General features: G+C 64.3%; 1 protein-coding gene (running past one end of the window). It reads right to left on the bottom strand.

Going from position 1 to position 12287, the window contains the following annotated elements; translation table 11 throughout:
• A protein-coding gene (locus CIT40_RS09670; RefSeq protein ID WP_162307425.1) for a tandem-95 repeat protein crosses the window boundary here: on the bottom strand, nucleotides 1-12287 show its 5' portion. It extends 29656 nt beyond the left edge of the window; only the first 12287 of its 41943 coding nucleotides appear in the window; the start codon lies at nucleotides 12285-12287; its stop codon lies off the left edge, out of view.

Raw genomic sequence — 12287 nt, 5'->3', positions numbered from 1 at the left:
TCCGGGATCATCGCAGTGCCGGTTCGGGTGTAGCTACCGCCGACCTCGAGCGCGCCCACGTGATCGAAACTGCCGATATTCGCGACGATGTTCTTGCCCAGTGGGTCCGTCGCCAGCGCGACGCTGTCGGACCAGGCGGTGCGGTCGGTGGTGCCGATCGCGTGCGGCGACTGGTTGGTGACCGTCCATGACACCGTCATGGGTCGGCTGCTGTCCGCCGTCGGGGCGACGACAAGGTTGGAGACGGAAAGATCGGCGAAAGGCGCGGTGACCACATCGAACATGTTCGATGCTTCCGCGGCGTTATTGGCCTCGACGCCGTTCTCGAAAACGGCATCGTTGGCATCGGTGCGCACGAACAGATGCGAATGGGTTTGGTATCGCGGCGGCAGCGTGATGGTCAGGCTCGACTGATAGGTCGCGCCTGCAGCCAGCGCGCCGACATGGTCGAGCCGTCCGATCACCGTCCCATGCGAGGGATCGGTGTCAGAGGAGACGATGATGACGTCGCTCCAATTGCCGACGGTGGTTGCGGCCTGGCCTGCATTGGTGACGGTCCAGCCGATCGTGACCGTGGCGGGATCGCTGATGGTGAGGCTGGGCGCGGTGACGGCGGACGTCACGAGATCGGCGTAGGGCGCGAGCGCCGCGGTCGCTGTGATCTTCGCCGAGTTGTTGCTTTCGGCGGTACTGGCGCCGTTTGTGCCGGACGCGTTGGACTCGCCCACCTGGCTGTAGAAGTCGGTCGTGACCGTGATTTCGAGCTGCCCGGCGCCGGGAGAGCCCTGAGGCAAGGCAAAGGCGAACTGCTGAGCCCGCGAGCCGCCCGCGGCGATCGACCCGTTGCCCGCAGTCGCCGGGTCGTAGAGGACATCGCCCAACACGACCACTTGGTTCGTCGTGACGTTGCGGACCGTCACGTGGGAATAGAACGAGCCGGTGACGGCGGCGTTGCCGGTGTTCTGTACGATCCAGCTCAGCGTCGCACCGTCACCCGACCGCAGACCAGTGGGCGGCGTCAAGGCAAGATTGGCGATTTCGAGATCCGGTGCGGGAGCTGCCAGCGACGTGACGGTCACGCTCGCGGTGTTGTTGCTCTCGGCCGTATTGCTGCCGCCGCTGCCCGAATTGTTGAATTCGAACACCTGGTTGAAATTGTCGGTCGTGACCGTGAACTGGATCTGGCCGGTCCCGCGAGCTCCAATGGGAAGCGCGTAGCTGAGCTGGCGTGCGCGGACGCCGCCCGCCGCGATCGCGCCGTTCCCACTGGCCGATTCCGCATAGACGACCGGGATGGTGTCCAGCGTTTCGCCGGTGGACAGGTTCTTGATCGTGACATAGTCGTACCAGGAACCGCTGGTGGCGGCACTGCCGATGTTGCGATCGTCCCAGTGCAGCACGACACTTGCGCCGGACTGCAAGCCGGCCGGAGCTTCGACCGAAAGGTTGGCCGCCGTGAGGTCGGCATAGGGGGCGACCGTCGATGTCACGGTCTTGCTGGCGGCGTTGTTCGTTTCCGCTGTGCCGGTCGCGTTGAACTCGGGCACGGCGTTGTTGCTGTCGGCGGTGATCGTAATCTGGATTTGCCCGACGCCGCGGACGCCATCCGGCAGCTTGCCGGCATACTGCCGCGTGCGCGACGTCCCGCCGGCGATGGCGCCATTGCCGGCCAGCGCCGGATCGTAAGGAATGTTGACGGTCGTCAACGTCTCGCCGGTCGTCAGATTCTTGATGACGATCACGTCGGTCCAGCCGGCTCCGGTCGCTTTCGTGCCGGTATTGCTGTCGTCCCACCGAACCGTGAACGTTGCACCTGACGTCAAGCCGGCCGGATCGACGCTGATATTGGCGACCTGGAGATCGGCATAGGGCGCGCTGACCGCGGTGAAGGTGAGCGTGCCTGAATTGTTGCTTTCGGCAGTGCCGTCCGCGCTATTCTCGACGACCACGTTGCCGCTGTCGGCCGTCACCGTGACCTTGATCTGGCCGACGCCCCGCAATCCGTCCGGCAATTGATAGCTGACCTGCCGGGCTCGCGAGCCGCCAGCTTCGATATTGCCATTGCCCGCCGCGGCGGGGTCGTACGGCACCAGCAGGGTCGCCAGGACTTCTCCGGTCGTCACATTTTCGATGACGACCTTGTCCGTCCACCCGACGGGCGTTGCCCGCGTACTGGTGTTGAGGTCATTCCACTTGATCGTTACCGAGCTGCCCGACGTTACGCCGCTCGCGGGGTCGATGGCGAGATTGCCGACGGTGATATCCGGATAGGTGGCGATCGACGACGCGACCGTGGCAACGGCGCTGTTGTTGGTCTCAGCCGTACCGCCGCTATTGTACTCGAAGACGCTGTTGCTGCCGCCGTCGGCGGTCACGGTCACCTCGATGTTGCCGACACCGGCCGCGCCGTCCGGCAACAGGAACGCCATCTGGCGCGCGCGCTGTCCGCCTGCTTCGATGTTGCCGTTACCCGGGGCGCTCGGATCGTAGGAAACGATCTGGCTGATCAGGATCTGGCCGGTCGAGGTGTTGCGGACAACGACGCGGTCTTGCCAGGTGCCGGACGTAGCACCGTTGCCGGCGTTGACGTCGTTCCATTTGACGATCACCAGATCGCCCGACTGAACGCTGGCGCCGGCGTTGCCGGTGTAAAGCGAGAATGCCAGATCGTCGGCATAGCCATCGTTATAGCTGCCGCCGTCCCGCGTCATCGTCAGGGTGATGATCACCTTGCGGGAGCCGACCGGAACGAGATCCGTGGTCGTGCGCGCCAGCAGGCCGGTCGCGTTGGCGCGATCGGCCGCGGTGACGGGCCCGATCGTCGCGCTGCCCAGCACCGTGCCGTCGGCATCGACGAATTGCGCCGTCAGGGACGCGGCGTCTGCCTGGCTGCTCCAGCCGCCGAGATATCCGCCGAGGGCGAAGTGAGCAGCCCCGGCATCGATGGTCGTGCCGGCCGAAGACAGGTCGATGGTCTGGGACAGCTTCGACAGCGCATTGTTCTGCCCCCCGGCGAACAGATTCGTGCCGCGGTCGGCGGGCCCCGGATCGGTGACGGCAGGCGCATTTGCACCATAAGGCAGCAGATCCGGCGAACCTGTCACGGTCCACCCGGTGAACGGACTGCCCGCAGTGCCGGTTTCCGCGTTCCCGTTCACGATCAGATTGTGATTGAACAGGGTTGAGACACCAGCGGGCGGCTGCAGCGACACGCCGCTCAGCGTCAACCCGTTCACTTGCAGATCCGGATAGGGCGCGATCGTCGAGGCCAGCGTCACGCTCGCCGTATTGTTGGTGCCGGCGGAATCGGATTCGACGACGGCGCGCTGGTAATTGACGGTGGCGGTGACCTGGATCTGGCCGACGCCCGCCGCGCCATCCGGCAACTTGAAGCTGAACTGGCGCTGGCGCGAGGCGCCACCCGCGATGGCACCGTTGCCGGCGGCGCTCGGGTCGTAAGGCACCGTCGTGCTGTAAAGCGTCTGCCCCGTCGTGATGTTCTTCACCACGATCAGGTCGTTGAAAGCGCCTGACGTCGCGAGATTGCCGATATTGGTGACGGTCCATTGCGCGAGAACCGTTCCGCCGGATTGTAGTCCCGTCGCCGGCGTCAGGGTCAGATTGCCGATCTGAAGATCGCGCGTGTCGTTGTCGCGATTGACGACCGAGACGTCAGGCAGCTTGAGCTGGTTGTAATTCGAATCCGTGCTGCTCGCGGCCCCCTGGATCTTGTAGGTGACATCGCCGTCGATGAGCTGATCGTCCACGCCCTTGACGGTGACGGTCTGCGCCACGTTCCAGTTTTGCGCCGTGAAGATCAGCGTGAGCGGCGTGACCGAGCCTTCCGCCGGCGAGCTCGGCGACAGGCTGACGATGACATTGGCGGTCGGCTGGCTGTTCAGCACGACCGCATAAGACGCCTGCCCACCAGTCTCGGTCGTCTCGAGGCCGGTGGTGGGGGTGACCGTGAAGCCAGCTTGATCGTTGTCGCGATTGACGACCGAGACGTCACTGGGATCGAAGCCGTTGTAGCTGGCGTCGGTCGACACTGCCTTCTTGAGGACGATGTGGTAGACGATGTCTCCGTCCTGGACGTTGTCGTTGACGCCGGTCACCGTCACGATTTGCGGCGTGTCCCAATTCTGCGGCGTGAAGTGCAGCGTTCTGATCGAAGGTGTGCCCTCCGCTGAATTGTCGGTATCGAGGTCGATGAACACATCGGCGCTCGGCCGGCCGTCGAGAACGACCGAGAAGCTTGTCGTACCGCCGGCTTCTGTGGTCTCCAGTCCAGACGTCGGGACCACCGTGATGCCGATGACCTGGCTGATCAGGGTAAGATCGGTCGCGCTGTAATTGGCGGTCAGTCCCGCCGGCAGGCCGTTGATCGTCCCGAACGTGCTGAGATGTGAACCGAACGTCTCGATCTCGAAGCTTTGGCCCGAAGTCGGTTGGAAGCTGTTGATGAGGCTGACATTCAGGGAGCCGGCGAGCGTCGCGGTGCCGTCGACGACGAGTTGATCGAATTGCGATCCAGCCGAAATGCCGCCGACTTCGATGTTGAGGGCGCCGGTGGCGGTCTGCGAATAGTTGCCCGTGACGACCAGGGATCCAGCCGCACCAGTTCCGGCAACATTGATTTGAGCGGCATTGGTGAGATCCGCGGCGACGACGCCGCTTCCGGTGAACGTGCCGCCCTGAATGCTCACGGAAGGCTTGCGCGCGGTGACCCAGACCGGCGTGGCGCCGGCGATCGTGCCATTGTTGCCGGCGCTGGACGAATCCCGCGCCACGGTCCCGCTGCCTTCGTTGAGCTTCCAATAGCCGATCAAACCTGCTTCGGCGCCGCTCAGCGGCTGCGCCGTTGCCAGGATCTGCGCCTGCGTCAGCGCGACATTCCAGAGACTCACTTCCGCGAGTCGGCCCGACCAGGGATTGCCGAGACGCTCGAAATTGAAGTCGTCCCCAATGGTCAGGGCGTGGTTGTCGTAGCCGATCGTGGCGGTCGCCGTGCTGGAGGCCACCAGCGATCCGTCGAGATAGAGCTTGAGGCCTGCCTGATCGTAGGTGAAGGCGACGCGATACCAGGTGTTCTGCGCTGGCGTCCAACTGTAGGCGATCGAAACGCCAGTTGACGCATTCCCGACAGCGGCCCGCAAAGCTCCGCTCTCATACCAGACGACGTAGGAATCCTGGACGCCGCTGCCGACTGTCTTGCCCAGAACGTGGCGGACGTTGGACGTGAAATTGTCGCCCGCATTGATCCAGGCTTCAATCGTCAATGCGTTGGCCGGATGCAGCGTCGCGTTGTCGGCGATCTGGATGTTGTTATCCACGCCGTTGAATATCGGCGACGTCGTTATTGGCGGCGCCGCGTTGGTCGAGGCCTGGATCGGCTGGAAGCCCGCCGATCCTCCCAACAGCGCATCGTTATGGTTGGACGTCGCGTCGCGGGCCACGATACCCGTTCCGTCGTCCAGTCGCCAATTGCCCGCAAGGCCGCTCTCGTTGCCTACGAGCGTGGTATTCATGTCGGCCTGGATCTCGGCGACGCTGCGCGCGACGTTCCAGAGCCGGGCATCGCGGACCTTGCCTGCCCACAGGCCGGTCAGCTGATTGAAATCATAATCGCCACCGATCACCAGCGGATGGCTGTCATAGTCGAGCGCTGCGACCGAGGCGTTGGAGGCGACCTGCGTGCCATCGACGTAGAGCTTCAATCCGGTGGCGTCATAGCTGAAGGCGATGTGGTGCCAGCTGTTGGCCGCCGGGTTCCAGGTATAGTCGACCTGCGATCCGCTGGACGCGTTGCCGGCACCGGCATGAAGCTGGCCGCCCGAATACCAGATGGCGTAGGAATCATTGACACCGGAACCGACCGCCTTGCCCATGAGCACGCGGGAGCCCGAGCCGAAATTCGATCCCAACGTCGCCCAGACCTCCATGGTCAAGGCATTGGTCGGGCGCAGCGCAGACGCATCGGCGATTTGGACGGTGTCGTTGACGCCGTCGAAGGACAACGCCGAATCCGACGTCCAGGCCGGCTGGCTCGTGATGACGCTGCCGAGATATCCGGTGTTGCCGTGCCCCGTGACATCGCTGACTGTCGACCCAACGCTCTCGAAATTCCAGAGCGCATTGAGGCCGCTTTCGCTGCCGGTGAGGCGGCGATACATGTCGGTCCGAAGGGCCTCGGCCGGGCGCGCGACGTTCCAGACGCTGACATCGTCGATGCTGCCTTGAAACGAATTGTCCCATCCGGGCGCCTGCCCGATCCGGAAGGGCCCGGAGGTGTCGCGTATCCCGCTGGGATCGTAGGTCCTCTCGCCGGCGAGCACGCCATTGACGTAGAGCCGCATGAAATTGCCGGACGTGCTGATCACGGCGTCGAAATGGTACCATTGCCCGGCCTTGATGAGACCCGCGGCCGTCGTGACTTCGAATTGTCCGACACCGACGCGACTTTGCGGCGTCGACGCGAAATCGAGATAGCCGGAGGAATTGAGCCAGAGCGCGAATTCACGATTGGAATGGTCGCCGGTCGTGTCCGGACCGTCGCCCTTGAAGAAGATGTTCTGCCAGGTCCGCGGGAAGCCGTCCGCCTTGAACCAGCCGCTGACGGTCAGGTCGCCTGATGAATGCAAGGTCGGACTGTCGGCGATCTCGACGAAGTCGTTGCCGTCGAAATGCAACGCGTTGCCCAACGGCCGCGTATCCCCGAGCACGCCCCCCTGCAGATCGACGCTGCCGCCCGATTGGGTGAACTGGCCGCTCAGGCCGAACACGCTTCCGCTGCCGATCGTGAGCGAGCCGGCGTTGGCGAAATCCCCGATCGTGGTGAAGTTGTAGCCGTTGCCGATCGTCAGGCTGGCGCCGGCCGCATTCGTGGTCAGGCCGGCCAGCGCGCCGGATGAGCCGTTATCGCGGTAGAAATTCGAGCTGGCGCCGTCGACGAGGATCGTCGCGGCATTGATGGCGATGGACTGCGGCAGCACCAGCCGCAAGGTTGCGCCGTTGAGCACCTGCCACGTGCCGCCCGTCAGCGTGGCATTGGCGAAATTGGTGACCACGGCAGGGACGATGCTGATCCCCTGCCCCGCCACGTTGGACGTGATGGTTCCATTATTGGTGAGCCTGCTGGTGCCGCCGCTCTCCCACTGCTCGCCGATCGTGGCATAGCCGCCAACGACCTTGAAGGTGTTCGCCAGCGTAAGCGTGGTATTTCCTTCGATGGTCAGGCGGCGCGTAGAGCCGGTGGTGCCTTCGAACGAGATGGTGCCGTTGCCGCCGAAGGTCTGGGTGTCGAGCGCCCGAACCATCGTAAACGACCCGATGAGATGAATCGTGCCGTTCAGCGTCAGACCGCCGGAGACACGAAGGCGCGAGCTGCTGCCCGATACGGTGATGTCACCATTGAGAGTGACGCCACCCGTGAAGGTGCCCCCGACATTGTCGAGCGACAGCAGCAGCGCAGCGCCATCGGAGAAAGCGACCGTGCCGGCATTGATCGTCCCCAGGAAATTCCAGGAGCCGGTCGCGGCGTTCAGCGCCAGCGTCGCGCCAGTGTTGTTCAGCGTGCCGGTCAGGTTGACCGTCCCGCCGGTGCGGTTGATGATTCCGATCGCCGCGGTAGCAAAAGTGCCGCCGAGATTCAGCGTCGAATTGACGACGTTGACCGCCCCGCTGTTGCTCCAGGTGCCGCCGAAGGTCAGGGTCGAGTCCGTCGCTGAGGCCGTGCCGTTCGCCGCGATGACGATGTTGTTGCCGATGGCGGTGCCGCCATTGGTAGCCTGGAACGTGCCGGCATTGGTGAAGACGTTGTTGACGCCGACGGTCAGGCTCTGCGAGGCGACGTTGGCATTGATCAGACCTCTGTTGACAAGATTGTTGGTGCCACCGGTCTCCCACTGCTCGCCCACGGTGGCGTAGCCGCCGACCACCTTGAAGGTGCTGGCCAAGCTCAGCGTCGTCGTGCCCTCGATGGTGAGGCGCCGGGTCGAGCCGGTGGAGCCTTCGAACGAGATGGTGCCGTTGCCGCCGAAGGTCTGGGTGTCGAGCGCCCGAACCATCGCGAACGAGCCGGTGACGTGGATCGTCCCGTTCAGGGTGAGGCCGCCGGACACGCGAAGCCGCGCGCTGTTCCCCGAGACGGCGATGTCGCTGTTCAGGGTCACCCCGCCGGTGAAGGTGCCGCCGATATTGTCGAGCGACAACAGCAGCGCCGCGCCATCCGCGAACGCGACCGTGCCCCCGTTAACCGTACCAAAGAAATTCCACGAGCCCGTCGTCGCGTTCAGCGTCAGGGTCGCGCCGGTATTGTTCAGCGTGCCGGTGAAGTTGACCACGCCACCGGTCCGATTGACGGTTCCGAGACCGGCCGTGGTAAAAGCGCCACCGAGGTTGAGGGTCGAATTGGCGACGTTGATGGCGCCGCTGTTGCTCCAGGTGCCGCCCAGGGTCAGGGTCGAATCGGTCGCAGATGCGATGCCCGCGCTTGTGATCGCGATATTGTTGGCGACGGCAGTGCCGCCGTTCGTGGCCCGGAATATGCCGGCGTTGGTGAAGACGCCGTTGACCCCGACGGTCAGGCTTTGCGAGACCACGTTGGCATCGATCAGGCCTCTGTTGACGAGATTGTTGGTACCGCCGGTCTCCCACTGCTCGCCGACCGTTGCATAGCCGCCGATCACTTTGAACGTGCTGGCCAGGGTCAACGTCGTCGTACCCTCGATGGTCAGGCGTCGGGTCGAGCCGGTGGTGCCTTCGAACGAAATGGTGCCGTTGCCGCCGAAGGTCTGGGTGTCGAGCGCCCGAACCATCGCGAACGACCCGGTGACATGGATGGTGCTGTTCAGCGTCAGGCCGCCGGACACGCGAAGCCGGGCACTGTTTCCGGAGACCGTCATGTCGCTATTGAGCGTGACGCCACCGGTGAAGGTGCCGCCAATATTGTCGAGCGTCAGCAGCAGAGCGGCACCATCAGCGAAGGCGACGATGCCGCCGTTGACCGCGCCGAAGAAATTCCACGAGCCCGTCGTCGCATTGAGCGTCAACGTAGATCCGGTATTGTTGAGCGTTCCCGTGAGATTGATGACGCCGCCGGCGCGGCTGAGGGTTCCGAGGCCAGTGGTGCTGAACGTACCGCCCAAGTTGACGGTGCTGGCGGAATTGCCGTCGAGATGCAGCGTCCCGCTATTGGTCCAGGCATTGGCGAGCGACAGGATACCGCCTCCGACAGCCTCCATCGTGCCGGCATTGGTGAAGGCGGTGTTCAGGGCGACAGTGAGGGTCTGACCGGCGATATTCGCCGAGATGAGGCCGTTGTTGACGAGCGCGTTGGCGCCACCGGTCTCCCATTGCTCGCCAAACGTGGCGTAGCCGCCGACCACCTTGAACGTGTTGGCCAGGGTGAGGGTCGAGGCGCCTTCGACCGTCAGCCGGCGTGTCGACCCCGACGTGCCCTCGAACGAGATCGTTCCGTTGCCGCCGAAGGTCTGGGTATTGAGTGCACGCACCATCGCAAACGAGCCGGTGACGTGGACCGTCCCGTTCAATGTCAGACCGCCGGACACGCGGAGCCGGGCGCTGTTTCCGGAAACGGCCATGTCTCCGTTGAGCGTGACGCCGCCGGTGAAGGTGCCGGCCGCATTGTCGAGCGAGAGCAGCAACGCCGCGCCGTCCGCGAAAACGACGGTGCCGCCATTGACCGTACCGAGGAAATTCCACGATCCGGTCGCAGCGTTCAACGTCAGCGTCGCGCCGGTGTTGTTCAGCGTCCCCGTGAGATTGATGACGCCGCCGGCGCGGCTAAAGGTTCCCAGGCCGGCGGTGCTGAACGTACCGCCCAGGTTGACGGTGCTGGTGGAATTGCCGTCAAGGTGCAGCGTGCCGCTATTGGTCCAGGCATTGGCGAGCGACAGGACACCGCCCCCGACTGCCTCCATCGTGCCGGCATTGGTGAAGGCGGTGTTCAGGGCGACAGTGAGGCTCTGACCGGCGATATTCGCCGAGATGAGACCGTTGTTGACGAGCGCGTTGGCGCCTCCGGTCTCCCATTGCTCGCCGACGGTGGCATAGCCGCCGACCACCTTGAACGTGTTGGCCAGGGTGAGGGTCGAGGCGCCTTCGACCGTCAGCCGGCGCGTCGACCCCGACGTGCCCTCGAACGAGATCGTTCCGTTGCCGCCGAAGGTCTGTGTATTAAGTGCGCGCACCATCGCAAACGAGCCGATGACGTGGACCGTCCCGTTCAATGTCAGACCGCCTGAGACGCGAAGCCGGGCGCTGTTTCCGGAAACGGTCATGTCTCCGTTGAGGGTGACGCCGCCGGTGAATGTGCCCGTCGCACTGTCGGAAGCCAGCAGAAGCCCAGCACCGTCGGCAAAGCTGACGCTGCCGCCGCTGATCACACCCAGGAAATTCCAGGACCCCGTGGCGGCGTTCAGCGTGAGCGCGGCGCCGGCGTTGTCGAGCGTCCCGACGAGATTGACGACGCCCCCGCTCCGATTGAACGTGCCGATTCCGCCCGTCGCATTGAACGTACCGCCCAGATTGACGGTGCTCGCCGCGTTAGCGTCGAGATGAATGGTGCCGGAATTGGTCCACGAGGCGGGCGTGATCGTCAGGACACCGCCGGAAACTGCCTCGACCGTGCCGGCGTTCGAGAAGCTGATGTAGGACAGCATCGTCAACGTCTGGCCGCCGGTGGAGGAAGAAATCAGGCCGTTGTTGACGAGGTTCTTGGTGCCGCCGCTCTCCCAGTAGTCGCCGATCGAGCTATAGCCGCCGATCACCTTGAAGGCCGCCCCCAAGGTCAGCGTCGACGTACCTTCGATGGTGAGACGGCGGATCGAGCCGGTGGTCCCCTCGAACGAAATCGTGCCGTTGCCGGCAAAGGTCTGGTCTCCCAGCGACCGGACTTGCGTGCTCGCGCCGGCGACGTGCATCGTTCCATTGAGGGTCAGTCCGTTGCTGACGCGCAGCACGGCATTCGTGCCGGTGACCATGACATCGCCGTTCACGGTGACACCGACCAGGTTTCCGACGGCGTTGTCGGCACTCACGGCGATAACCGCGCCGTTGGCCGCAGTCATTGTCCCGCCCTGAATCGTACCGCCCGCCAGTGTGACGTTGCGGGACATATCGATCGTCCCGGCTTGCAGCGTCGCACCGCTCGAGATTGTGATCGGACGAGCCGTGCTGAGGCTCGCGATCTTCACGACGCCTGCGGCCGAACCGATGGTGATTGCGGGATCTCCGGCCGCCGCTGCGATGCTCACGGAATCTGCGGTGCCGGGGACGACGCCGCTGCTCCAATTGCGCGCATCGCTCCATGACGTGCCGTCACCGCTGCCTGTCCACTGTACCGTAGCCAGCAGATGATCATAGGAGGCGAGTGCCGCGTCAGACGCGGGCAGCGTCGCTTCGATGGGGCCGGTGCTGGTCTCCAGGATCCAATTGCCGCCCGGCAGCGTTCCGCCTGTATCGTCGGTCGAGGCCGCAACATTGGCGCCCGTGAGTTCGGAGAAGCGGCTGATAAAGGCCGAACCGTCGTCACCCGCACCGATATCGCATCCGTACAGCAGAATGTCCGCACCAGGCTGCAACGCCAGACGCCAGCTCGAGAGTTCGTCCGCGTGCTCGTTCAGACCAGCGAGATCGAGCTGCGTTTCACCGAGGCCGACGCTGGCCTCGAATCCGTGGGAGAAGATGTGGACCGCCGTAACGCCGGTGCGCCCGGCGAGCGTGTCGGTGATCTGTGCGATCTCGGACTTCGTGGAGTCGAGCACCACGATATCGGTCTTGGCCGCATCTGGACCGTTCGAGACGGCCTCGATGATCTTGTCGTAGTCAGGCAGCGCGGAGTCGATGAACACGATCGGCTTCGAATCGGCGATCGCGAAGCCCGGTCCTTCGGGGACGTGGTTGGCCGCAGGCGCGACCTGGCCGGGATAATCCGTTGGATTGGTCGCGATCTGGCTGCTCGGAAGCTGGAATTGATAGCTTCCGACGGCATCGCCGGTCCCCTCGACGCGCAGGGTGAAGCTTGCGGCGACGATGTCGCTTCCAGTCGGAGTGGCCTGAGGATTGACGGCCTGCGCGGCAGGCACATCCGGCAACACCCTCACATCGGCTGCAGGAGCATAGAGAGGCGCGACCGGCGGCAACGACAGCAGGCTGGTGTCGGGATTATCAGGTGTATGCACCATCGCGGTCGGTGCGAGATCGGCCGAAAGCAACACGCGGGGCTCGATCGTCTCAAACAAGAAGCGGCGCGACGCGCTCGCCAT

Origin of the sequence: Bradyrhizobium amphicarpaeae, assembly GCF_002266435.3 — a bacterium.
GTDB classification, from domain to species: domain Bacteria; phylum Pseudomonadota; class Alphaproteobacteria; order Rhizobiales; family Xanthobacteraceae; genus Bradyrhizobium; species Bradyrhizobium amphicarpaeae.
The sequence above is the reverse complement of the archived record's forward strand: the minus strand, read 5'-3'. Positions and strand labels throughout refer to the sequence as shown.